Origin of the sequence: Klebsiella sp. 7-CIP_Kleb. (assembly GCF_050378655.1) — a bacterium.
GTDB classification, from domain to species: domain Bacteria; phylum Pseudomonadota; class Gammaproteobacteria; order Enterobacterales; family Enterobacteriaceae; genus Klebsiella; species Klebsiella quasipneumoniae.
The window spans coordinates 500,036-521,823 of record NZ_JBNRLJ010000001.1; the positions used below are offsets into that span (position 1 = coordinate 500,036).

Annotated in this window: 23 protein-coding genes and 1 pseudogene; 9 read left to right on the forward strand and 15 right to left on the reverse strand. The window is 59.5% G+C overall.

Annotated features, from left to right (window positions below; genetic code table 11):
* Nucleotides 1-10 precede the first annotated feature (10 nt).
* A pseudogene (locus tag ACQUTI_RS02430) lies at nt 11-130 on the forward strand (LysR family transcriptional regulator); the annotation flags it as partial.
* Between the two features lie 321 nt (nt 131-451).
* A complete protein-coding gene (gene ansP / locus ACQUTI_RS02435) occupies nt 452-1,906 on the forward strand; it encodes an L-asparagine permease (RefSeq protein WP_004202744.1) in 1,455 nt (484 codons plus the stop codon).
* Between the two features lie 50 nt (nt 1,907-1,956).
* Here the strand turns inward: ansP and ACQUTI_RS02440 are convergent, their stop codons facing one another.
* On the reverse strand, nt 1,957-2,178 hold the full coding sequence (locus ACQUTI_RS02440) for a YgdI/YgdR family lipoprotein (RefSeq protein WP_002906779.1): 222 nt from the start codon (nt 2,176-2,178) through the stop codon (nt 1,957-1,959).
* A 148-nt stretch (nt 2,179-2,326) separates the two neighbouring features.
* Nucleotides 2,327-3,388 carry a YncE family protein gene (locus ACQUTI_RS02445; protein WP_048294943.1) on the reverse strand — a complete coding sequence of 354 codons (1,062 nt, stop codon included), beginning with the start codon at nt 3,386-3,388 and terminating at the stop codon, nt 2,327-2,329.
* A gap of 257 nt (nt 3,389-3,645) precedes the next feature.
* On the opposite strand from ACQUTI_RS02445, the gene pqqU reads away from it, so the two are divergent.
* Entirely contained in the window at nt 3,646-5,751 is a 2,106-nt protein-coding gene (gene pqqU / locus ACQUTI_RS02450; protein WP_017900492.1) for a TonB-dependent receptor PqqU, read from the forward strand.
* Nucleotides 5,752-5,819: 68 nt separating this feature from the next.
* Here the strand turns inward: pqqU and ACQUTI_RS02455 are convergent, their stop codons facing one another.
* Nucleotides 5,820-6,119 carry a DUF406 domain-containing protein gene (locus tag ACQUTI_RS02455; protein ID WP_020481014.1) on the reverse strand — a complete coding sequence of 100 codons (300 nt, stop codon included), beginning with the start codon at nt 6,117-6,119 and terminating at the stop codon, nt 5,820-5,822.
* Between the two features lie 277 nt (nt 6,120-6,396).
* Here ACQUTI_RS02455 and rihA point away from each other — a divergent pair, with 277 nt between their 5' ends.
* Nucleotides 6,397-7,332 carry a pyrimidine-specific ribonucleoside hydrolase RihA gene (gene rihA, locus ACQUTI_RS02460; protein WP_122542376.1) on the forward strand — a complete coding sequence of 312 codons (936 nt, stop codon included), beginning with the start codon at nt 6,397-6,399 and terminating at the stop codon, nt 7,330-7,332.
* A 62-nt stretch (nt 7,333-7,394) separates the two neighbouring features.
* Here rihA and ACQUTI_RS02465 read toward each other — a convergent pair whose 3' ends face one another.
* Together ACQUTI_RS02465 and ACQUTI_RS02470 are read right to left on the reverse strand one after the other, a co-directional pair.
* The gene (locus ACQUTI_RS02465) at nt 7,395-8,432 is read right to left on the reverse strand and encodes an NADP-dependent oxidoreductase (protein WP_017900489.1); all 1,038 of its coding nucleotides are present in this window, start codon (nt 8,430-8,432) and stop codon (nt 7,395-7,397) included.
* 65 nt (nt 8,433-8,497) lie between these two features.
* Entirely contained in the window at nt 8,498-9,079 is a 582-nt protein-coding gene (locus tag ACQUTI_RS02470; RefSeq protein ID WP_108433575.1) for a helix-turn-helix domain-containing protein, read from the reverse strand.
* A gap of 162 nt (nt 9,080-9,241) precedes the next feature.
* Between ACQUTI_RS02470 and ACQUTI_RS02475 the strand changes: the two genes are divergently transcribed.
* Nucleotides 9,242-9,760 carry a GNAT family N-acetyltransferase gene (locus tag ACQUTI_RS02475; protein WP_023289887.1) on the forward strand — a complete coding sequence of 173 codons (519 nt, stop codon included), beginning with the start codon at nt 9,242-9,244 and terminating at the stop codon, nt 9,758-9,760.
* On the forward strand, nt 9,757-10,206 hold the full coding sequence (locus tag ACQUTI_RS02480) for a DMT family transporter (protein WP_023289888.1): 450 nt from the start codon (nt 9,757-9,759) through the stop codon (nt 10,204-10,206). The genes ACQUTI_RS02475 and ACQUTI_RS02480 overlap by 4 nt, the downstream gene beginning before the upstream one ends.
* An 8-nt stretch (nt 10,207-10,214) precedes the next feature.
* Here the strand turns inward: ACQUTI_RS02480 and ACQUTI_RS02485 are convergent, their stop codons facing one another.
* Both ACQUTI_RS02485 and ACQUTI_RS02490 read right to left on the reverse strand, forming a co-directional pair.
* Nucleotides 10,215-10,448: a YdcY family protein gene (locus ACQUTI_RS02485; RefSeq protein ID WP_004202765.1), complete on the reverse strand. Its 234-nt coding sequence runs from the start codon at nt 10,446-10,448 to the stop codon at nt 10,215-10,217.
* Nucleotides 10,449-10,464: 16 nt separating this feature from the next.
* The gene (locus ACQUTI_RS02490; RefSeq protein WP_428923194.1) at nt 10,465-12,063 is read right to left on the reverse strand and encodes an ABC transporter substrate-binding protein; all 1,599 of its coding nucleotides are present in this window, start codon (nt 12,061-12,063) and stop codon (nt 10,465-10,467) included.
* Nucleotides 12,064-12,332: 269 nt separating this feature from the next.
* Here ACQUTI_RS02490 and ACQUTI_RS02495 point away from each other — a divergent pair, with 269 nt between their 5' ends.
* Complete coding sequence (locus ACQUTI_RS02495; protein ID WP_186601894.1) at nt 12,333-13,766, forward strand: aldehyde dehydrogenase; 1,434 nt, start codon at nt 12,333-12,335, stop codon at nt 13,764-13,766.
* 12 nt (nt 13,767-13,778) lie between these two features.
* Here ACQUTI_RS02495 and ACQUTI_RS02500 read toward each other — a convergent pair whose 3' ends face one another.
* Both ACQUTI_RS02500 and ACQUTI_RS02505 read right to left on the reverse strand, forming a co-directional pair.
* Complete coding sequence (locus ACQUTI_RS02500; RefSeq protein ID WP_048324441.1) at nt 13,779-14,528, reverse strand: alpha/beta fold hydrolase; 750 nt, start codon at nt 14,526-14,528, stop codon at nt 13,779-13,781.
* A gap of 88 nt (nt 14,529-14,616) precedes the next feature.
* Nucleotides 14,617-14,790: a GhoT/OrtT family toxin gene (locus ACQUTI_RS02505; RefSeq protein ID WP_004202771.1), complete on the reverse strand. Its 174-nt coding sequence runs from the start codon at nt 14,788-14,790 to the stop codon at nt 14,617-14,619.
* 195 nt (nt 14,791-14,985) lie between these two features.
* Between ACQUTI_RS02505 and yncL the strand changes: the two genes are divergently transcribed.
* Nucleotides 14,986-15,078 carry a stress response membrane protein YncL gene (gene yncL, locus ACQUTI_RS02510; protein WP_002906891.1) on the forward strand — a complete coding sequence of 31 codons (93 nt, stop codon included), beginning with the start codon at nt 14,986-14,988 and terminating at the stop codon, nt 15,076-15,078.
* A gap of 51 nt (nt 15,079-15,129) precedes the next feature.
* Here the strand turns inward: yncL and ACQUTI_RS02515 are convergent, their stop codons facing one another.
* Nucleotides 15,130-15,381: a hypothetical protein gene (locus ACQUTI_RS02515; protein ID WP_004202772.1), complete on the reverse strand. Its 252-nt coding sequence runs from the start codon at nt 15,379-15,381 to the stop codon at nt 15,130-15,132.
* Nucleotides 15,382-15,868: 487 nt separating this feature from the next.
* Here ACQUTI_RS02515 and ACQUTI_RS02520 point away from each other — a divergent pair, with 487 nt between their 5' ends.
* The gene (locus tag ACQUTI_RS02520; RefSeq protein WP_004175940.1) at nt 15,869-15,991 is read left to right on the forward strand and encodes a small membrane protein; all 123 of its coding nucleotides are present in this window, start codon (nt 15,869-15,871) and stop codon (nt 15,989-15,991) included.
* A 340-nt stretch (nt 15,992-16,331) separates the two neighbouring features.
* On the opposite strand, the gene patD is transcribed toward ACQUTI_RS02520, so the two are convergent.
* From patD to ydcS, 5 genes are read right to left on the reverse strand one after another with little or no spacing between them, the layout of a single operon-like run.
* On the reverse strand, nt 16,332-17,759 hold the full coding sequence (gene patD, locus ACQUTI_RS02525) for an aminobutyraldehyde dehydrogenase (RefSeq protein ID WP_043520012.1): 1,428 nt from the start codon (nt 17,757-17,759) through the stop codon (nt 16,332-16,334).
* Nucleotides 17,760-17,781: 22 nt separating this feature from the next.
* Nucleotides 17,782-18,588, reverse strand: coding sequence for an ABC transporter permease (locus tag ACQUTI_RS02530; RefSeq protein WP_017900483.1), 807 nt, complete (start codon nt 18,586-18,588; stop codon nt 17,782-17,784).
* A complete protein-coding gene (locus ACQUTI_RS02535; RefSeq protein ID WP_004202776.1) occupies nt 18,578-19,507 on the reverse strand; it encodes an ABC transporter permease in 930 nt (309 codons plus the stop codon). Before ACQUTI_RS02535 ends, ACQUTI_RS02530 begins: the two co-directional genes overlap by 11 nt.
* Before the next feature lies 1 nt (nt 19,508).
* On the reverse strand, nt 19,509-20,522 hold the full coding sequence (locus tag ACQUTI_RS02540) for an ABC transporter ATP-binding protein (RefSeq protein WP_043520010.1): 1,014 nt from the start codon (nt 20,520-20,522) through the stop codon (nt 19,509-19,511).
* Nucleotides 20,523-20,538: 16 nt separating this feature from the next.
* Nucleotides 20,539-21,684 (reverse strand): putative ABC transporter substrate-binding protein YdcS, encoded by a 1,146-nt coding sequence (ydcS, locus tag ACQUTI_RS02545; RefSeq protein ID WP_017900481.1) that lies wholly within the window; start codon nt 21,682-21,684, stop codon nt 20,539-20,541.
* Between the last annotated feature and the right edge of the window lie 104 nt (nt 21,685-21,788).

The window sequence follows — 21,788 nt, forward strand, 5'->3', positions numbered from 1 at the left end:
GTGACTGACGCTGAAGCCATTTATGCTGGAATATCCGGATATTAACATCAAAAGCACTGATGATAATGGCCAAACGGTGGTCGTCGATGACCGGTTAAACGCTGGGCTGCGACTCGGCGAACAGCTGGCTATCGCCTGTGGCCAACGAATGCGCCAGCAGGCGAACTGGCCCCACGCCGTCCCCGGACAGCCTCGCTATTACCCCAGTCGACGCCAACATACCAGCGCTTTCATTCTGTTGCGGGAAACTCTGCGACGCTGATCTCATTGATAAATCTGTCAAATGCTATCGGTAAATGTTTTAGGTGCGTAACTATTAGGTTACGTGTAGGATTCAGCGCCATGTCTGAGCTTATCTCCTACGTCAGAATGATGAGAAAGCCAGCATAATGTGCCAGCCGTCCTCCACACCGGCTGCAAACATGGGCATTGACAGGAAACTGATACATCAATGAATACGAAACACGACACTGCAGCGGAGCACCATGCTGCAAAACGCCACTGGCTCAACTCACACGAAGCGGGTTATCACAAAGCGATGGGCAACCGTCAGGTACAGATGATTGCCATCGGCGGCGCCATCGGTACCGGTTTGTTCCTCGGCGCCGGGGCACGTTTACAAATGGCAGGGCCAGCGCTCGCACTGGTCTATCTGGTCTGCGGCATCTTCTCTTTCTTTATTCTTCGCGCGCTCGGCGAACTGGTTCTCCACCGCCCCTCGAGCGGCAGCTTCGTCTCTTATGCCAGGGAATTCCTCGGCGAAAAAGCCGCCTACGTGGCCGGCTGGATGTACTTCGTTAACTGGGCGATGACCGGGATCGTCGATATCACCGCCGTGGCGCTGTATATGCACTATTGGGGCGCCTTTGGCGATGTGCCGCAGTGGGTCTTCGCCCTTGGCGCGCTAGCCATCGTTGGCACCATGAACATGATCGGCGTGAAGTGGTTCGCCGAGATGGAGTTCTGGTTCGCACTGGTCAAAGTACTGGCGATCGTCGCGTTTCTCGTGGTCGGTACCATTTTCCTCGGCTCCGGTAAGCCGCTGGACGGTAATGCCACAGGCTTCCACCTGATCACCGATAACGGCGGCTTCTTCCCGCACGGCCTCCTGCCGGCGCTGGTGCTGGTGCAGGGCGTGGTCTTCGCCTTCGCCTCCATTGAGCTGGTGGGCACCGCGGCCGGTGAGTGTAAAGATCCGGAGAGGATGGTGCCGAAGGCCATCAACAGCGTGATCTGGCGTATCGGCCTGTTCTACGTTGGGTCGGTGGTGCTGCTGGTGCTGCTGCTGCCGTGGAACGCCTACCAGGCGGGACAGAGCCCGTTTGTTACCTTCTTCTCAAAACTGGGCGTGCCGTACATCGGCAGCGTGATGAACATCGTGGTATTAACCGCCGCCCTCTCCAGCCTTAACTCCGGCCTCTACAGCACCGGACGTATTCTGCGCTCCATGTCGATGGGGGGCTCCGCGCCGAAGTTCATGTCGAAGATGAGCCGTCACCACGTCCCTTACGCCGGGATCCTGGCGACGCTGGCGGTGTACGTGGTCGGGGTGTTCCTCAACTATCTGGTGCCGTCGCAGGTGTTTGAGATCGTCCTCAACGTCGCTTCGCTGGGGATCATTGCTTCCTGGGGCTTTATCGTGGTGTGTCAGATGCGTCTGCGCAAAGCGATTAAGGAAGGGAAAGCGGCTCAGGTGAGCTTCAGAATGCCGGGGGCGCCGTTCACCTCGTGGCTGACGCTGCTGTTCCTGTTTAGCGTGCTGGTGCTGATGGCCTTCGATTATCCGAACGGCACCTATACCATCGGCTCCATCCCGTTGCTGGCGGTGCTGTTGGTGGCGGGCTGGTTTGGCGTGCGTAAGCGCGTGCATGCGATTCACAGCACAGCGCCGACGCTCAAGCAGTAAATGGCAGGACTCCCGGTTTGTCCATCGCGGGCAAACCGGGAGGTCAGGACTTAGTTATCCTCAACCAACTGCGACACGTCGCTGCTGTTAATCTCCCGCTTATTACCAGACTCATCGATATAGCTGGTCATCCCCGTTTCTTTATCCAGCTGCGGCTTGCCGTGAGTCACGATCGTCTGACCGCTTTTGGTGGTCATAACGTAGTTGGACGAACAGCCTGCCAGCAAGGCCAGCATCGCGCCGGCGCAAATCACCATGAATGGCTTTTTCATTTTATCTCCACTGATTACCACTGCCCGCGCGAGGCGGGAAAGGGGTAAGTGTATAACCATCTGGTTTATCAGGCCAATACGCGTTTGTAACAGAGGGTGAGATGCCGGGCGCGACCACCGGTGGCAGTGGTCGTCGCGCCCGGGGACCTTACAGCGCGATGCGGATCACATCGTCCGGGGCGGTGGCCTCTTTCTCACGGCTGGAAGCTTGTTTCACGCTGACGTACAGCGTTTTGCCGTCATCAGAGAGCGCCAGGCTGTTGGGATGGGTCGGCGTTTTAAAGGTCTTCACCACCTTATAACTCTTGCCGTCGATAACGCTCACCTCCCCCGCTTTACGATGCGTCACATAGGCTTCGTTGCGGGTGGGGTTGAACAGCACCGCCAGCGATTCCGGCGCGGCGATTTTCTCCAGCACCTTACCGTCGCGGGTATCGACCACCAGCACTTCCGGCTGCTTGCTGTCGGTAATAAAGGCGCGGTGGCCGGCGGTATCGAGGCTCAGGTTAAGGTAGAAATGCGCCTTGCCGTCATCCAGCAATTTTTTGCGCGACACAATGGTGTTGTTCTCGCTGTCGATGGTCAGCAGTTCGCCGTCGGCGTTGGTGGTATAGAGACGCTTATCCTGCGGGTCGATCGCCAGGCCGGTGGCCATCGCCCCGGTGCCGGTAATGGTCGTTTTCAGCTTCAGGGTAGCGCCGTCCACCACCCAAATCACGCTCTCTTTGCCCAGACCGGTAATGTAGACGGTGTTGGTTTGCTCATTGACCGCCAGCTCGCGCGGCTGCAGCGGGCGCACGGTTTCACTGCGCTGACGCTCGTCCAGCACCAGTCGCCCCTTCACGGCGCCGGTTTTGGCGTCAATGGCGGTGATGGTGCTGTCAACGGTATTGCCAAACCACAGCGTACCGGTGGCATGGTTGATAGCGGCGCCGAACGGCTTCAGATCGTTGTGAATAATCTGCGTCACGTCGAGGGTGGTGGGGTCAAGACGATACACAATCCCGCCCTTGTCCAGCGAACGACTCTGCGAAGTGGCAACCCATAGCGCGTTCTCCTGCTGGCTGTAGGCCATTTCGTAGGCCCCTTTTCCGACGGCCTTGCGCAGCATCTCTTCCGCGGCGTGGGCGCTAAAGCTGCCTGCCAGCAGCAGAGAAGTGAATAACAGTGAATGGCGCAGACGCGGCGCGGCAAACTGACGTAATGACATGACGACTCCCTTTGATAAACCTGTATGTGCTGACCCGACATCGCTTCCGGCGGCAAAGTCATGGCTCTACCTTGTTTTGAATGAGAATAGTAATCATTATTCTTATTAAAGTGGAGCGCTAATTGTTGTTGTTCGGTAAATTCGTCAGCCTTGAGCACTATCCGTTAACCAACGGCAGTTAATAATTTTCAAATATTTTACAAACGAGGTAACATATATACATATGTTCCATTTGGTTCGTCTCCCGAGTACTATCGATGAAAATCCTATCCGTGCGACATGCGGCCTTGCCGGCCCTGCTGCTGCCGCTCATCGCCGCCGCCCAGGCCGCCGATGAACAAACCATGGTGGTGACCGCTGCGCCAACCACCGTTTCTGAACTGGATACCCCCGCCGCCGTCAGCGTGGTCAATGGGGATGAGATGCGCCAGGCCGCGCCGCGCGTCAACCTCTCTGAATCGCTAGGCGCCGTGCCGGGCCTGCAGGTACAGAACCGGCAAAACTATGCCCAGGATCTGCAGCTGTCGATTCGCGGCTTTGGTTCCCGCTCCACCTACGGCGTGCGCGGGCTGCGCATCTATGTGGACGGCATTCCGGCGACCATGCCCGACGGCCAGGGGCAGACGTCCAATATCGATATCGGCAGCGTCGACACCATTGAGGTGCTGCGCGGCCCCTTCTCTGCCCTCTACGGTAACTCGTCCGGCGGGGTGATCAACGTCACCAGCCAGACCGGCACCCAGCCGCCCACCGTGGAAGCCAGCAGCTACTATGGCAGCTTTGGCACCTGGCACTATGGAATGAAAGCCACCGGCGCCGTTGGCGACGGCAGCCACGCGGGCGATGTGGATTACACGGTGTCGACTAACCGCTTCACCACCCACGGCTATCGCGATCACAGCGGCGCGCGCAAAAATCTGGCCAACGCCCGGCTGGGGGTGCGTATCAACGACGTCAGTAAGCTGACTCTGCTGCTGAATAGCGTCGATATCAAAGCCAATGACGCCGGCGGATTAACCGCCGATGAATGGCGCGATAACCCGCGCCAGTCGCCGCGCGGCGACCAGTATAATACCCGCAAAAATACCCGGCAGACCCAGGCCGGTCTGCGCTATGAGCGCCAGCTGAGCGCCCAGGACGATCTCAGCGTCATGATGTACGCCGGGGAACGCGAAACCACCCAGTTCCAGTCGATCCCGCGCGCGCCGCAGCTGAAGCCGAGCCACGCCGGCGGGGTGATTGACCTCACCCGCCACTACCAGGGGATCGATACCCGGCTGACCCATCGCGGGGAGCTGCTGGTGCCGGTCACCCTGACCGCCGGTCTTGACTACGAGAACATGAGCGAGCGCCGCAAAGGCTATGAAAACTTTGTGATGGTCAACGGCGCGCCGCAGTATGGCGAACAGGGCGCGCTGCGTCGTAACGAACGCAACCTGATGTGGAACGTCGACCCTTACCTGCAGACCCAGTGGCAGCTCACCGACAAACTTTCGCTCGATGCCGGGGTGCGCTACAGCTCGGTATGGTTCGATTCGAATGACTACTACATCACGCCGGGCAATGGCGATGACAGCGGCGATGCCAGCTATCACAAATGGCTGCCCGCAGGCTCGCTGAAGTATGCCCTGACCGACGCGTGGAACGTCTACCTCTCCGCCGGCCGCGGCTTCGAGACGCCGACCATCAACGAACTGTCATACCGCTCCGATAACCAGAGCGGCCTTAATTTCGGCCTGAAGCCCTCCACCAACGACACGGTGGAGATCGGCAGCAAGACGCGGATCGGCAATGGGCTGCTCACCGCCGCCCTGTTCCAGACTGATACCGATAATGAGATCGTGGTCGACAGCAGCAGCGGCGGGCGCACCAGCTATAAAAACGCCGGCAAGACCCGTCGTCAGGGCATGGAGCTGGGACTGGATCAGCAGTTTGGCGAGAGCTGGCGCCTGAAGGCGGCCTGGACCTGGCTGGACGCGACCTATCGCACCAACGTCTGCGGCGACGCCAGCTGCAACGGTAACCGTATTCCGGGGATCGCGCGCAATATGGGCTACGCCTCCTTCGGCTATCAGCCTGAGCAGGGCTGGTACGCCGGAAGCGATATTCGCTACATGAGCGACATCATGGCGAATGACGAAAACACCGCCAAAGCTCCGTCCTGGACGGTGGTCGGCCTGACGACCGGCTATAAGTGGAGCTATGGCAGGATGGATATGGATCTGTTCGGCCGGGTCGACAACCTGTTCGACCGCGAGTACGTCGGGTCCGTCATCGTTAACGAGTCCAACGGACGCTACTACGAGCCCGCGCCCGGACGCAACTACGGTATCGGACTGAACCTCGCCTGGCGCTTCGAGTAACGCTCGACTTCGCCCGCGGATTCGCGGGCGAAGTCGTTATTCTCAGGCGCTGGCGCCCAGGACGCTGATTAAAGCAGGTTTCTCAGGGACAATTCGAAAATGATCTTTTCCGCCTGGCAGGAGAAGGCGATGGACAGATCGAGCTTCACCTCGTCGCCGGCGGCGGCGAGGGTGTAGTCAACCTGCGGCGGTTCACTGGCGGGCGCCGCCGCGGCGGCACGCTCGCGAACGGCGGCTACGGTTGACTCCGCTTCCTCGCGGCTCGGGAATAATTTCTCAGCCCGGTAGACGCAGTCCTCGTTATCAATGATCGTCCCGACATCAATGGCGCAGCCTTTGGTGCTGCATTTATCTACTACATCTTTCATCGTCATAACCTCTTGAGTTTTCTTAAGGATAAGAATCCGCTCGCCGAAAAGCAAACCATTAATATTCGTAAGGATTAGCGATTTTTATTCTATCGCGCCGCGGCGGACGCAAGCTTGCGCCACCGCAAGGCGAGGCCTGATGACGCAGGACCGCCGCGACTAACCGTGCGATTGCCGGTGCAACCGTGCTTGCCATCACACTATTCTGCACACTATCTCGTCTGCTTCGCGCCGCAGCGTTAGTCTGGTCACAGAACAACGCCAACAAGGAGCTGCTATGGCACTGCCGATTATGATTGATTGCGATCCGGGACATGATGACGCGATCGCCCTGGTCCTCGCTCTCGCCTCGCCGGAGCTGGAGGTGAAAGCCGTCACCGCCTCCGCAGGCAACCAGACGCCGGAGAAGACCCTGCGCAACGTGCTGCGTATGCTGACCCTGCTGAACCGAGCGGATATTCCGGTCGCCGGCGGCGCGTGGAAGCCATTGATGCGCGACCTGATCATCGCCGATAACGTGCACGGGGAAAGCGGACTGGATGGCCCGAACCTGCCGGAGCCGGCCTTTGCCCCGCAGAACTGCACCGCCGTCGAGCTGATGGCCAGGGTGCTGCGGGAAAGCCGGGAGCCAGTGGCACTGGTGGCCACCGGGCCGCAGACTAATGTGGCGTTGCTGCTCGCCAGCCATCCGGAGCTGCACATGAAGATCGCCCGCATCGTGATCATGGGAGGCGCCATGGGGCTGGGCAACTGGCAGCCGGCGGCGGAGTTTAATATCTACGTTGATCCACAGGCTGCGGAGATGGTCTTTCAGTCGGGGATCCCGGTGGTAATGGCGGGCCTGGATGTCACCCACCGGGCGCAGATCCTTCCTGCGGATATTGAGCGATTCCGCAAGATTGGCAATCCGGTATCCACTATCGTCGCCGAACTGCTCGACTTCTTTATGGCCTACCATAAGGATGAAAAGTGGGGCTTCGACGGCGCGCCGCTGCACGACCCCTGCACCATCGCCTGGCTCCTCAAGCCGGAGCTCTTTACCACCATCGAGCGCTGGGTCGGCGTGGAAACGGAAGGAAAATATACCCAGGGGATGACGGTGGTCGATTACTACCATCTGACCGGCAATCCGCCCAATACCACCCTGCTGCTGGATGTGGACCGCGAAGCCTTTGTCGATATGCTCGCCCAGCGGTTAGCCTTTTACGCCTGATATTCATGCAGCGCCTCTCTTCCCGGCCGGGAGAGAGGCGCATTCAGGCTAAACCCGGCGTATTAGTCGTCCGCCGACACGCGGATCACCACCTTACCAAAGTTTTCGCCTTTCAACAGGCCGATCAGCGCCTGCGGCGCCTGCTCCAGACCGTCAATCAGCTGTTCGCGATATTTAATTTTCCCCTCCTGCACCCAGCGCCCCATCTGCTGCTGGAATTCCGCGATCCGATGCCCGTAATCCTGGCCGATAATAAAGCCCTGCATCCGGATGCGTTTCTTGAGGATGGTCGCCATCAGCAACGGCAGACGATCCGGCCCATCCGGCAGACCGGTGGCGTTATAGCCGCTCACCAGCCCGCAGACCGGAACCCGGGCCGCGGTATTCAGCAGCGGCAGCACCGCGTCAAACACCTTGCCGCCGACGTTTTCGTAGTAGACGTCAATGCCCTGCGGGCAGGCCTGGGCCAGCTGTTCGGCAAAGTCCGCTGCGCGATGGTCAAGGCAGACATCAAAGCCTAAGGTGTCAACCGCATAGCGACACTTCTCCGCGCCGCCGGCGATGCCGACGGTACGGCAGCCCTTAATTTTGCCGATCTGTCCGACCGTGGCACCCACCGGCCCGGTGGCCGCAGCGACCACCAGCGTGTCACCCGCCTTCGGCTGGCCAATGTCCAGCAACCCCATGTAGGCGGTGAAGCCCGGCATCCCCAGAACCCCCAGCGACCAGGACGGGTGCTGCGGGTTGTCCCCCAGCTTCACCAGTCCGCTGCCGTCGGAAAGCTCATAATCCTGCCAGCCGCTGTAGCCCAGCACCCAGTCGCCTGGTTGAAAATCATCATGCTGCGAGGTCACGACGCGACTCACGGTCCCGCCCACCATCACCGCGCCAATGGCCACCGGCGGTGAATAGGACGGCGCGTCGCTCATCCGCCCGCGCATATAGGGATCCAGCGATAAATAAACGGTACGCAGCAGAACCTGGCCCGGCCCTGGCGTCGGTACCTCGCTCTCTTCCAGGCGGAAATGCTCTGCCGTCGGTTCACCATGGGGACGGGAAGCCAGTACCCAGCGGCGATGGCGTTGCGGTTGTTCTGTCATAGCAAACTCCTCTTGTTAGCAGACTGTACTGAGGCTAGCTGCTTTATGCGCAATGCGCTTTAACATTAAGAGCCGGATGGCGATTGATTAAGGCGCACCACCAGATAGACGCAGGTCTCTGCGGACTCATTGATAAAGCGGCAGTCGTTCGGCGGGCCGAGCTCCAGACAGTCCCCTGTCTGCATCTCGTGGCGGGTATTCCCTTCCATGAACACCAGCTCGCCCCGCTGCAGCCAGATCAGCTGGCGGGCCAGCGCATAGGACGAGGCCGGCATCGGCACATCGCTGCCGGGCGGCAGCTCGATCTGCACCAGGTCAATGGGCAGATCGCTGCGCGGCGAAACGTGGCGGCGGAGATAGTGGCTTTGCGGGTCGTGCCATACCGGCTGGCTGGCAAAACGCAGCAGCTTGCCTTCCTGCATTTCCGCCCTGGCGATCAGGGTCGACATACTGATGCCGAAGGCGCCGGAAAGGCGGCCCAGCATCGACGCCGTCGGGCTGCTTTCGCCGCGCTCGATTTTATGGATCATCGCCCGCGAGGCGCCCGCCCGTTCGGCCAGGTCGTTCAGCGACCAGCCACGGGATTCGCGCTCGATGCGGATGCGCGCGCTGATACGCTGATTGAGGTTGTCTTCTATAGTATTCATAACGTAACACTATAGTGTGCGCGCAGGCATTACACAACCGCCCGTCGTGCCGCGTAACCCCTGGCCCATCAGGAAAAAATTTGCTGAAAACGGATGACAGCGTGGCGTTCATTATTGTAATAATATCGTACTACTATAGTGTACGAAAAACTGAGGTTTGCTATGTCCATCCGCCCTGCCATTAAAGACGATTGCGCGGCGATCGCCGAGATCTATAACCACGCCGTCGTGCATACCGCCGCTATCTGGAATGACAAAACCGTGGATACCGACAACCGCATCGCGTGGTTTGAAGCCCGCCAGCTGGCCGGCTTTCCGGTGCTGGTGAGCGAGGAAAACGGCGTCATCACCGGCTATTCCTCCTTTGGCGACTGGCGCGCGTTTGACGGCTTTCGCCACACCGTGGAGCATTCGGTGTACGTTCACCCCGAGCACCAGGGGAAAGGCCTGGGCCGCAAACTTCTGGTCGCCTTGATCGCCGAAGCGCGTCGGCTGAATAAACATGTGATGGTCGCCGGGATCGAGTCGCAGAACCACGCCTCGCTGCACCTGCATGAAACGCTGGGCTTTATCACCACCGGGCAGATGCCGCAGGTGGGAACCAAATTTGGTCGCTGGCTGGATCTGACCTTTATGCAGCTGCAGCTTGATGCGCGCCAGGACCCGGACGGCCAGGCATGAATGGGTCGCTTACCCTCGCCTTTCTGGTGGCCGCCGGCGTAGGCCTGGTGGTGCAGAACACCCTGATGGTGCGCATCACCCAGTCGGTGTCGACGATCCTCATCGCCATGCTGCTCAATTCGCTGGTAGGTATCGTTATTTTCGTGACCTTGTTGCTCCTGCGCCAGGGTGTCGCCGGCTTTCATGAGCTGGCCCTGAACGTGAAGTGGTGGACGCTGATCCCCGGCATGCTGGGATCCTTTTTCGTCTTCGCCAGCATCAGCGGCTATCAGACCGTGGGCGCAGCCACCACCATCGCGGTACTGGTGGCCAGCCAGCTGGTCGGCGGGTTGATCATGGATTTAATTCGCGCCCACGGCGTACCGCTGCGGGCGCTGATCGGGCCATTATGCGGCGCGGTAATGCTGGTAGTGGGCGCCTGGCTGGTGGCCAGACGCCAGTTCTGAGCGCCTCTTCAGAGGATCGCGCCGCCTTTGGTCAACTGCTCGCGGCGCGCGTCCTGCTCTTCCTGATGCTGTCGGCCATGGTGGGCGATAGCGGTGCGCAGGCGCTGCTGCTGGGTATAGCGCTCCTCACGACTGAGTTGCGCGTCATCGCTCAGGGCGATCAGCAGCTCATTCATATGAGCGATAACCCCCTCGGCAATAGTGTCATCGACTTTGACGATAACCTCATCCAGATGTGCCATCCTGTTCTCCTTTCGCTTAATTCAGCTTCGCTTTGGAAAAATCGCTGCCCATCATGCTCACGCGGTAGCCGCTGACGTTACTGCGGGTGGCATAGAAGGTCTTGCCGGTCGCCAGGGTGATCCACGGCGCCTGCTGGTAGAAGATCTCTTGCGCCTGTTCATAGAGTGTGGCGCGCGCCTGCGGATCGCTCACCAGCAGCGCTTTCTTCACCAGCGCGTCATACGACTTATCGCACCAGCGGGCGGCGTTAGAGCCGGTCTGGATATTATCACAGCTGAGCAGCGTGCCGGCAAAGTTGTCCGGGTCGCCATTGTCCGACATCCAGCCGTACAGCGCGCTATCGTGTTCACCTTTACGCATGCCGGCGAGGTATTCGCCCCACTCATAGCTGACGATCTTCGCTTTCACCCCGACTTTCGCCCAGTCATTTTGGATCATTTCAGCAATGCGTTTTGAGTTCGGGTTGTACGGACGTTGAACCGGCATCGACCACAGGGTCACTTCCGCCCCTTGGTCCAGACCCGCCTGCTTGAGCAGCGCTTTCGCTTTCTGCGGATCGTAGTCGTAGTCCGGGAGGTCTTTTTTATACCCGAGCATGGTGGACGGGATCGGTGACTTCGCCACCGTACCGGAATCGAGGAACACCGCCTTAACGATTGCCTGCTTGTCGGTGGCATAGTTTAACGCCTGGCGCACCAGCACATTATCAAACGGTTTTTTCTCCGTGTTAAACGCCAGGTAGCCGACGTTCAGCGCCTCGACGGCGTGCAGCGCCAGATCTTTATTGCCCTTAATTACCGGGAACTGAACCGGCGAAGGCGCAGGAATAATCTGGCACTCGTTAGTCTGCAGTTTCGCCAGGCGTGTCTCGACGTTTGGCGTGATGGAAAAGATTAAGTGCTTAGTCGGCACCTCGCCTTCCCAGTAGTGGGGATTGGCGATATAGCGGATTTGCGAATCCACTTTATACTGCTGCAGGGCATAGGGTCCGGTACCGACAGGCCAGTTATCAACGTTTACCGGCGTCCCTTTCTTCAGCATCGCCTCGCCATACTCCGCCGACAGAATAGAGGCGAAGTCCATTCCCCAGTCGGCAAGAAACGCCGCGTTCGGCTCGTTAAGTACGAACTGGACGTGATAGTCATCGACCTTTTTCACCGACTTAATCAGCTTATCGAGGCCCACGTCGTGGAAGTACTCATAGTTCCCCTGCGACACCTTGTGATAAGGATGCTGAGGATCCATCTGGCGCAGCACGGAAAACAGGACGTCGTCGGCGTTAAAATCGCGGGTCGGTTTGAAGAATTTATTGCTGTTGAACTTCACCCCCTGACGCAGCGTGAAGGTCCAGGTCTTGCCATCCTCAGAGACGTGCCACTCGGTGGCCAGCGACGGGATCGGCGTGTTCTTCACCGGGTCAAAAGTGACCAGGCGGTTATACAGCACCTGCGAGCTGGCGACGAACGACGGGCCGGAGCTGGCGATCTGCGGGTTGAAAGACTCCGGGGAGGCCTCTGAGCAATAGACCAGCGTATCATTGCCCGCGGCCCATGCGGCGCTGACCGGCAACAGCGCGCTCAGCAGCAGCGCCAGCGTGGTTTTCCCTGTAGACATGGTTATAAGTCCTGATTATTGATTATAAGAACAGTAATAACAGCACAGCCCCTCGCCACCGGCAAATAATCAATGGCTATCACCTTATGCCAATCGCGCTGAATTTGCTGGTTTAATCGGCGTCGCGCTGCTTTTTGCGTCAGGCACGATTGGGATGTTGTGAGCTACGCACAATTCCGGCAAAAAAATGTGCGATAACCGCCCCGCTCACGCTCGCCATCAGCCGCGACCGGTACACTGGAGGGACCGCAGAACAAGAGGTTACACCCATGACAATCACCTGCAATCTGTACATTGATGGCCAGTGGCATGATGCCGAAGACCGTCGGACCTTCACCCGGCGCCACCCGGCCCAAGACGATGTCGCTTCGGTTGCCGCTGCCGCCAGTCTCGCCGACGGCAAACGCTGCGTCGAGGCCGCGGCCAGCGCCTTCCCACAGTGGCGCGATACGCTCCCGGCGGAACGGCGTCGCTTACTGCTCGACGCGGCGGAACATATGCTGTTGCGGGAGGCTAAATTTATCGCCGCCATGGCGGCGGAAACCGGCGCGACCGCGCACTGGGCCGGATTTAACGTCCATCTGGCGGCTGATATCCTGCGCGAAGCGGCGGCGCTGACCACCCAGATTGAAGGACAGATCATTCCATCCAACGTGCCGGGCAATCTGGCGATGGGCGTCCGCCAGGGGGCTGGCGTGGTGCTGGGCATGGCGCCGTGGAACGCGCCGCTGATCCTTGCCACCCGGGCGCTGGCGACGCCGCTGGCCTGCGGCAACACGGTGATCCTCAAGGGCGCTGAGCTCTCCCCGGCGACACAAGGATTGATTATCGACGCCCTCGACGCGGCGGGCTTCCCGCCGGGTGTGGTGAACTATCTTACCTGCGCGCCGCAAGACGTACCGGCGCTGGTGGAGTCGCTGATCGCCCATCCGGCGGTGCGGCGCGTCAACTTTACCGGCTCCACGCCGGTGGGGCGGATTATCGCCCGCACCTGCGGGCAGTATCTGAAACCAGCGGTGCTGGAGCTCGGTGGCAAAGCGCCGCTGCTGGTCCTCGACGATGCCGATATCGAACAGGCGGCGGCGGGCGCCATTTTTGGCGCCTTCGCCAACGCCGGACAGATCTGCATGTCCACCGAGCGCATTATTGTCGACAACGCCGTGGCGGATCGCTTTATCCCTCTGCTGGCGAGGCGCGCCGCCTCTCTCCCCGCCAGCCTGACCGGCCCGGTGGTCGACATGAATACCGTCACCCGCTGCAACGCGTTAATCGACGATGCCATAGCCAAGGGCGCCCGCCTGCTGACCGGCGGTAAAGCCAGCGATACCCACATGGCGCCGACCTTACTGGACGGCGTCACCCGCGAGATGCGGCTGTGGAACGAAGAGTCCTTCGGCCCGGTAAAAGCGATTATTCGGGTTAATAATGACGAAGAGGCGCTGGCGGTAGCCAACGACAGCGAATATGGCCTTTCCGCGGCGGTCTACAGCCGCGACAGCGCCAGAGCGTGGAACCTGGCGCAACGTCTGCAAACCGGCATTTGCCATATCAATGGTCCAACCGTTCATGATGAAGCGCAGATGCCGTTTGGCGGCTGCAAAGCCTCCGGCTATGGCCGGTTCGGCGGCCGGGCCGGAATTGCAGAATTCACTGAGCTGCGCTGGATAACGCTCCAGACCCAGCCCCGCGAACTGCCTTTCTGACGCCGTCTCCCCTTAGCCGTGGCTGGCGATGAGTTGCGCCAGCCCTTCCGGGTTTTCCCACGCCATCGAGTGCCCCGCGTGGGGCACAATCCCGACCGGGATCCCGTGCGCCTCTGCCCGTTCGATATCCGCATAAGGGAGCGACTGCTCGCCGACGATCAGCATCTTCTGACAGCGCAGCTGGCAGAGCTGGGTAAACCAGGGCGTGTCGCTGCCGTTTATCAGGCTGCTGGCGGCTCGCCAGACGGCCCAGGGGGCGCTGTTTTGCAAACAGCCGGCCCACGGCGAGCGCTCTTCCGCCAGCATCCTGGCGTAACCTTCAGCGATAAAGGCCCCCTCTGCCTGCGCCGCAATGCGTCTGCTGTACTCACCGCCTCCGGCGAACAGGTTGGGTTCAGACACCAGCAGCGTCGTCACTCGCTCCGCCAGCAGCCCTGCCGCTTCGATGGCGATGCTTCCACCCATGCTATGCCCATACAGCGCGAAGCGCTGCAGGCGCAGGTGGTTGAGGACCTGCTCCACAGCTTGCGCTTGCTTATGTATGTTGTAACTAAATCCGTGCGGTTTATCGCTGTAGCCGAAGCCCGGGAGGTCGATAAGTATTTTGCGCCGCCCGTTGAGCGCGGGGTCGCTGGCGACGCGGGGGTAGTCGTAAGAGGACGCGCAGCCGAGGCCGTGGATAAACACCAGCGGAAGCCCCTCTCCCGGGAGATCGAGCCAGCGCAATGTGGCGCCTGCGACGGACGAAAAGAAACCGTTCACCTGTTTGCCTCCATGATAAGGTTACTGTGTTTTTATACAGTAACCTTACCTTTGCCGCCACCCTTTTCTGTCGTCCGCAGCCGGAAGGTTAAAACAGCGAGACGAGCAGCGCCATGGGGAAGCTGAACGGCCAGGTGGCACCGATCAACAGAGCCGCCAGCAGGCGGATCACCCAACTCTCTTTGGTTAAAAACCAGCTAATTACGGCACAGATCACGCCCATAATGGCGTAAAACACCAACATTTTTTGATATAACGTCATTCTTAGTTTTCCTTCCCTGAGGAGCGTTCCATGGTGGGATAATTATCTGCCATGACGTCGTGATTCAGAGATACCTGTATAACAAATTCAGAATCGGGCTCAATATTCAGAACAAAGCCTGATTCGTCTTAATCCGATAGCGCAACCGCGCCCGCCGTACTATACCTTTAGGGGCTTACTCATTAAGGTGGCGTTATGGATGTCTCCAGCAAGACCGTCGTTATGATTAATGTCTGCGCCGCGTTCGCGCTTATCAGCCTGCTGTCGGTGAGATTTGGCTGGTTTTAATCATTTTACTCAGCAACGAAACCTAAAAAAGCAGCCCAGTGGGCTGCTTTTTTACGTGCGGAGGCTGGCGCCATTATCAGGGTCATAAACGCTACGGGCTGAATGGCCTGCGATAATAACCTTGTTCAGCTCAGGGTTATAATGAGGCAGAACATTCACTTTCTCATTATCCCATTCGGCAGCGGCGCAGACGGCCTGCCCCACTCCCGCGTTCTCACAGTCCTGAATACGTTTTGCCGGCGCGTTACCATAGCTCAGCGCCACGGTGCCGATTGCCAGCAGAATAAAAGCCAAAATTTTCACAGCGACATCAACGTTAAAACCGAATATGCATGAAATGATCGCATGAGCGGCGGCGGAAAGTCAAACCCGGGAGCGTGCGCCACCGCGCTGGCGCGTATGGTGGATTGATTCGTCGGTGATTAAATATTGCGAATAAATATCACCCGCTGACTGCAAATATAAAAGCCTTATTTATAGTCGTGAAATAGTTTCTGTTCAGCGCAATCTGATTCATCTGATAAAGATAATATTTCGCCAATCGCAAATGAAAAGATTAGCGCGCGTTGACCGAAAATGCGATATACCACGCTGGCGCTGGATCTGAATAAGATAACAGGCGGCTACAAGCTATTGTAACCAAACCTTTTCCTGTCTGGCCTCGCTGGCCAGGGCCCAAAATAGCGCTAAATGACAACAAATATCATTTGCCTTCTCTGCAGAGAATACTTACATTCATAACTATTGGTAATGTTTTTAGCGCAGTGCGCTTTTATATTTCGAGGTGGATATGTCCGGAATCATCACGCTGGTCATCGCGCTGATCCTGCTGGTCGCGGCGGTGTATAATCTTATTTCCTATATACGTGACCGTCGCAGCGCCAGCTTGCCGAGCAAAAAAACCAAACGCTGAACACGGTTAAAACAAATTCCTCCCTGCTCCAGCGTCGCTGGCATCCTCCTCTTCCTGGCTTACTGTGGACATAAAAAAGCCCCTGCCATCAGGCAGGGGCCGGTATCCGGTCGCAAACCGCGACGTTGCCGCCTCACCCGCCGGGCGCGATGCGCCCAGGGTGGCTGGCGAACCCCATCCGGCGCTTATCTCCGGCACTCACGATGGCTTAGCTCTTGAAGGGGTATCAGAATAATCTCACATCCCCCGCCGCGAGTTTTAGCCATTTTTGCCATCGTGACTATTAGCGCACTAACACACCCATTGCGTAATAATCTTTTGCCGCTTAAGGGTCAATCCGTTAGCCATGTTTAACCATCACATGGCGAACCACGGTGTAATCCTCAAGGCCATACATTGACATGTCTTTCCCGTAGCCCGACAGCTTCTGGCCGCCATGCGGCATTTCACTCACCAGCATAAAGTGGGTGTTTACCCAGGTGCAGCCGTACTGCAGCCTGGCGCTGAGCCGGTGGGCGCGGCCAACATCTTTCGTCCACACCGAAGAGGCCAGCCCATACTGGGAGTCATTTGCCCAGCTCAGGGCCTGCGCTTCATCGCTGAAAGGCGTCACGCTGACCACCGGGCCAAACACTTCGCGCTGCACGATAGCGTCCTCCTGCCGGGCGCCGGCGAGCAGCGTCGGCTGGAAATAATAGCCGGCGCCGTCAGCCCGATTGCCACCGGTAACCACTTTAATATGCGGTAGCGCCTTTGCGGCTTCCACCGCGGCGCTGACCCGCTCAAGATGGGCCAGCGAGCTCAGCGGCCCCAGCTCGGTGGCGGCATCCTCCGGCGCCCCCATTTTCAGGCTGGCCACCGCCGCCCCGAGCTTCTCCACCAGCTGCTCATAAATACCCTGCTGGGCGTAGATCCGGCAGGCGGCCGTACAGTCCTGGCCGGCGTTGTAAAACCCGAAGGTCCGAACGCCATCCACTACCGCGTCGATATCCGCGTCGTCAAAGACGATGACCGGCGCCTTACCGCCCAGCTCCATATGGGTACGTTTAATCGACGAGGCGGTATGGCCGATGATATGGGCGCCGGTGGCAATCGACCCGGTCAGGGAAACCATCCGCACTTTCGCGTGAGCGGTCAGCGGATCGCCCACCGTTTTGCCGCGGCCAAACAGTACGTTGATCACCCCTTCCGGGAAGATATCTTTTGCCAGCTCTGCCAGCTTCAGCGCCGTCAGCGGCGTGATCTCGGAGGGTTTTATCACCACACAGTTGCCTGCCGCCAGCGCCGGGGCCAGCTTCCAGGCCGCCATCATCAGGGGATAATTCCACGGCGCGATGGAGGCTACCACGCCCACCGGGTCGCGACGGATCATCGAGGTATGCCCTTCCAGATACTCTCCGGCCGCCATCCCCGGCAGGCAACGGGCGGCCCCGGCGAAGAAGCGGAAAACGTCCGCAATGGCCGGCATCTCATCGTTAAGCACGCAGTGCAGCGGCTTGCCGCAGTTCAGCGACTCCAGCTGCGCCAGGGGCTCCGCCTGCGCCGCGATAGCATCCGCCAGCTTCAGCAGACATTCCGCGCGCGTTTTCGGCGTCGTCTGGCTCCAGGCATCAAACGCCCGATCCGCCGCCTCAACGGCGGCATCCACCTGGGCCGCTGTCGCTTCGGCAATCTCCAGGATCACTTCGCCGGTCGCAGGGTTGTATACCGGCACCTTTTCGCCTTCACCTGCCACTAACTTACCGTTTATTAAGAGGTTGTGTTGCATAGCATTATCCTGTTTCATGGTTTTATTTCCCGTTTCCGGCGACGTTATCGCCGTCGCGGGTGAGCCACCAGGCCCCTAAGATTGGTATCGTTGTTACCAGCATCACCAACAGCGCGACAACGTTGGTGACGGGCACATCTCGCGGCCGCCCCAGCTGATTCAGTAACCACAGCGGCAAGGTTCGCTCATGCCCCGCGGTAAAAGTCGTGACGATGATTTCATCAAATGACAGGGCGAATGCCAGCATCCCGCCCGCCAGCAGCGCCGATCCCAGATTGGGTAGCACCACGTAGCGAAAGGTCTGCCAGCCAGTCGCCCCCAAATCCATCGAGGCCTCCACCAGGCTCCAGGAGGTCCTGCGGAAGCGAGCGATGACGTTGTTAAACACCACCACTACGCAGAAGGTCGCGTGCCCCACCACGATGGTCAGCAGACCAGGCTCCAGGCCGACCGCTTTAAAGGCTGTCAGGAGCGCCAGGCCGGTTATAATCCCCGGCAGGGCAATGGGCAGCAGCAGCAGTAGCGACACCGCGTTCTTACCAAAAAAGGTGCTCCGCCACAGGGCGCCTGCAGCAAGCGTGCCAAGCACTAAGGCAATGGCCGTCGACAGGGCGGCGATCTTAAGTGACAACGTCACAGCCTCCAAAATATCGCTGCGCCCTGCCGCCTCACTGAACCAGCGCAGCGTCAGCCCCTGCGGCGGAAAGCTGAAGGCAGCATCTTCGGTATTAAAAGCATAGATGGCGATGATCAGCAGCGGAAAGTGGAGGAACACCACCCCGCCCCATGTCGCCAGTTTCAGGTACCAGGGTGCGCGTTCAGAGTGCATCGAAGGCTCCCAGACGTTTCACGAACGCCAGATAAAGGGCAATAAGCACGATCGGCACGAGGGTAAACGCCGCCGCCATCGGCATATTGCCGATCGCCCCCTGCTGCGAGTAGACCATATTGCCGATAAAGTACCCCGGTGGGCCGACCAGTTGCGGCACGATAAAATCGCCCAGCGTCAGCGAAAAGGTGAAGATCGACCCGGCGGCAATTCCGGGAATAGCCAGCGGCAGGACCACGTAGCGAAAGGTCTGCCGTGGGGCAGCGCCAAGATCGGCCGAGGCCTGGAGCAGAGAGCCCGGAATACGCTCCAGCGCCGCCTGCACCGGCAGGATCATAAAAGGCAGCCAGATATAGACGAAGACCAGAAAGCGTCCGAGGCCGGAAGTGGATAAGGTGTTGCCGCCCACCGCCGGGACGGTCAACAGAGCGTTCAGCGCCCCTTCCAGCCCGAGATGGCCGAGGAACCACTGCGCTACGCCATCTTTGGCCAGCAGCAGCACCCACGCGTAGGCCTTGACGATATAGCTGGCCCACATCGGCAGCATGACCGCGATATAAAAGAAGGCCTTCATTTTGCCGCTGGTGTAGCGCGCCATATACCAGGCCATCGGCAGCGCCAGCAGGGCGCTGGCCAAGGTCACGCACAGCGCCATCACCAGGGTGCGGACGATAATGTCGTAGTTGGCGGGGTTGAACAATGCCTGCAGGTTGGCCAGCGTAAAGTCGCTGGTCACCGACATGGTGAAGTCGTCAAAAGTGTAGATACTCTGCCACAGCAGGGTCAGCAGCGAGCCCAGATAGACGATGCCAAACCACATCAACGGCCCAAGCAGCAGCAAAAACAGGCCCAGCGCCGGCCGGCGCCAGAAGATCCCCGATACGCGTCCGGCCTGCGCAGGAACAATCGCCATGGTCATCTCAGCCTCCGCTTTCCAGCGGGGTCATCGCCGCACGCGACCATGACGCCTGCACCGTTTGCCCGGTTCGAGGAACGCTCGCCGCCGCCGCGCCGTCGATATTGGCCTGGCTAACCAGCAGCTTGTCGCCATCCGCCAGCCGGAGCTCGATCCGCGTCGCCGCCCCCTGATACTGTACCGCCTGAACCACGCCCTGCACCTGCACCTCCCCGCCGCCCTGCAGGCGAACATGCTCCGGGCGCAGCGACCAGCAGCCCGCCAGGCCGCATAACCGCCGGGCCGCCTCGGCCTCAAAGACGTTGGCGGTACCGACAAAACCGGCGACAAAGGCGGTCTTCGGATGCAGATAAAGATCCTGCGGGGCGTCCACCTGCTCAATGCGCCCGTTGTTAAACACCGCCACGCGATCGGACATCGACAGCGCTTCGCTCTGGTCGTGGGTAACGAAGATGAAGGTGATCCCCAACGACTGCTGTAGCTTTTTCAGCTCCACCTGCATCTGCTCGCGCAGCTTCAAATCCAGAGCGCCCAGCGGCTCGTCGAGCAGCAGCACCCGCGGCTGGTTCACCAGCGCCCGGGCGATGGCGACCCGCTGCCGCTGACCGCCGGAGAGCTGGGAGGGCTTGCGATGCTGCGCAAAACCGAGGGCCACTTTCTCCAGCGCTTCCTCGGCGCGGGCATGGCGCGCTTTCTTCGCCACGCCTTTGACCATCAGGCCGTAAGCAACATTGTCGAGGATCGACATATGGGGAAACAGCGCATAGTCCTGGAACACGGTATTGACGTCCCGCTGCCAGGGCGGCAGCTCGCTGGCCGGTTGACCGAAGATCCGGATGGTGCCGCCGGAGAGCTGCTCAAAACCGGCAATCAGCCGCAGGCAGGTGGTTTTCCCCGAGCCCGAAGGACCCAGCATCGAGAAAAACTCGCCGTCACGGATGCCAATGCTGACCCCGTCCACCGCCCGCACATCGCCATACAGGCGCGATACATTCTGAAACTCGACCGCATACGTCATTGTTTGCCTCCGATCCTTAGCGGCCGCCCATTATCGCAATGTAGTCCTGCGTCCAGCGGCTGTAGGGAACGTATTTCCCCCCCTCGGCAATCGGCGTTTTCCAGAAGTGGATGCGGGTAAACTGGTCATAGCCGTTGGTCTCACAGCCTTTCTCTCCGAGCAGCGCGCTGGCTTTACAGCCCTCAGGCACCACCGGCAACGAGCCGAACCAGGCCGCCACATCGCCCTGCACCTTCGGCGTGAGCGACCAGTTCATCCATTTATAGGCGCAGACCGGGTGCTTCGCCTCGCTGTGCAGCATGGTGGTATCCGCCCAGCCGGTCACCCCCTCCTTCGGAAATACGGTGGCGACAGGCTGGCCTTCCGCCTTCAGGCCGTTGGCCTGATAGGGCCACGAGCTGGAGGCGGCCACCCCTTCGTTTTTGAAGTCGTTCATCTGCACGGTGGCGTCATGCCAGTAGCGGTGAATCAGCGGTTGCTGGTCACGCAGCACTTTCAGCACCGCGTTGTACTGGGTTTCGGTCAGCTGATAGGGGTCGTCGATCCCGAGCTGTGGTTGGGTGGCTTTGACAAACAGCGCGGCGTCGGCGATATAGATCGGGCCATCATAGGCCTGCACTCGCCCCTGATTGGTTTTGCCATCCGGAAGATCCTGCTTCACGAAGACCACGCTCCAGCTGTCCGGCGGCGTCGGGAATACGCGGGTGTTGTACATCAGCAGGTTCGGTCCCCACTGATACGGCGTGCCGTAGACTTTGCCCCCGACGTTAAACCATGCCCCTTGCGCAATGCGCGGGTCAAGAGTGCGCCACCCGGCAATCAGCGCTGTGTTAATCGGCTGAACGCGTTTGCCCATGATCAGACGCAGCGAAGCATCGCCCGAGGCGGTCACCAGATCGTAGCCCCCCTTAGCCATCAGGCTGACCATTTCGTCGGAGGTGGCGGCGGTTTTCACATTGACCTGACAGCCGGTCTCCTTTTCAAACTGGCTGACCCAGTCGTACTGCTTGTCGGTCTGACCGCGTTCGATATACCCCGGCCAGGCGATAATATCCAGGCGCCCTTCCGGTTTATCCAGCGAGGTGAGTGGCTCAGCCGCCTGTACGGTCAGGCAGGCCATCCCCAGCACATAAAGGCTGCAACGGGCCAATTTTTTGCTCATCAGGTGTTACTCCTGTCACAAGGGAATTAGCGGCGGCCGTGCCGTAAAAATATCTCCTGAAATAAGGGTAGTCAGCGGATTAACGCCCTCGGGGGAATTTATTC

Bases quoted from the DNA above. Each gene is read 5' to 3' on its own strand.
- ansP (WP_004202744.1), top strand. From the start codon at position 452: ATGAATACGAAACACGACACTGCAGCGGAGCACCATGCTGCAAAACGC.
- ACQUTI_RS02440 (WP_002906779.1), bottom strand. From the start codon at position 2,178: ATGAAAAAGCCATTCATGGTGATTTGCGCCGGCGCGATGCTGGCCTTG.
- ACQUTI_RS02445 (WP_048294943.1), bottom strand. From the start codon at position 3,388: ATGTCATTACGTCAGTTTGCCGCGCCGCGTCTGCGCCATTCACTGTTA.
- pqqU (WP_017900492.1), top strand. From the start codon at position 3,646: ATGAAAATCCTATCCGTGCGACATGCGGCCTTGCCGGCCCTGCTGCTG.
- ACQUTI_RS02455 (WP_020481014.1), bottom strand. From the start codon at position 6,119: ATGAAAGATGTAGTAGATAAATGCAGCACCAAAGGCTGCGCCATTGAT.
- rihA (WP_122542376.1), top strand. From the start codon at position 6,397: ATGGCACTGCCGATTATGATTGATTGCGATCCGGGACATGATGACGCG.
- ACQUTI_RS02465 (WP_017900489.1), bottom strand. From the start codon at position 8,432: ATGACAGAACAACCGCAACGCCATCGCCGCTGGGTACTGGCTTCCCGT.
- ACQUTI_RS02470 (WP_108433575.1), bottom strand. From the start codon at position 9,079: ATGAATACTATAGAAGACAACCTCAATCAGCGTATCAGCGCGCGCATC.
- ACQUTI_RS02475 (WP_023289887.1), top strand. From the start codon at position 9,242: ATGTCCATCCGCCCTGCCATTAAAGACGATTGCGCGGCGATCGCCGAG.
- ACQUTI_RS02480 (WP_023289888.1), top strand. From the start codon at position 9,757: ATGAATGGGTCGCTTACCCTCGCCTTTCTGGTGGCCGCCGGCGTAGGC.
- ACQUTI_RS02485 (WP_004202765.1), bottom strand. From the start codon at position 10,448: ATGGCACATCTGGATGAGGTTATCGTCAAAGTCGATGACACTATTGCC.
- ACQUTI_RS02490 (WP_428923194.1), bottom strand. From the start codon at position 12,063: ATGTCTACAGGGAAAACCACGCTGGCGCTGCTGCTGAGCGCGCTGTTG.
- ACQUTI_RS02495 (WP_186601894.1), top strand. From the start codon at position 12,333: ATGACAATCACCTGCAATCTGTACATTGATGGCCAGTGGCATGATGCC.
- ACQUTI_RS02505 (WP_004202771.1), bottom strand. From the start codon at position 14,790: ATGACGTTATATCAAAAAATGTTGGTGTTTTACGCCATTATGGGCGTG.
- yncL (WP_002906891.1), top strand. From the start codon at position 14,986: ATGGATGTCTCCAGCAAGACCGTCGTTATGATTAATGTCTGCGCCGCG.
- ACQUTI_RS02520 (WP_004175940.1), top strand. From the start codon at position 15,869: ATGTCCGGAATCATCACGCTGGTCATCGCGCTGATCCTGCTGGTCGCG.
- patD (WP_043520012.1), bottom strand. From the start codon at position 17,759: ATGCAACACAACCTCTTAATAAACGGTAAGTTAGTGGCAGGTGAAGGC.
- ACQUTI_RS02530 (WP_017900483.1), bottom strand. From the start codon at position 18,588: ATGCACTCTGAACGCGCACCCTGGTACCTGAAACTGGCGACATGGGGC.
- ACQUTI_RS02535 (WP_004202776.1), bottom strand. From the start codon at position 19,507: ATGACCATGGCGATTGTTCCTGCGCAGGCCGGACGCGTATCGGGGATC.
- ACQUTI_RS02540 (WP_043520010.1), bottom strand. From the start codon at position 20,522: ATGACGTATGCGGTCGAGTTTCAGAATGTATCGCGCCTGTATGGCGAT.
- ydcS (WP_017900481.1), bottom strand. From the start codon at position 21,684: ATGAGCAAAAAATTGGCCCGTTGCAGCCTTTATGTGCTGGGGATGGCC.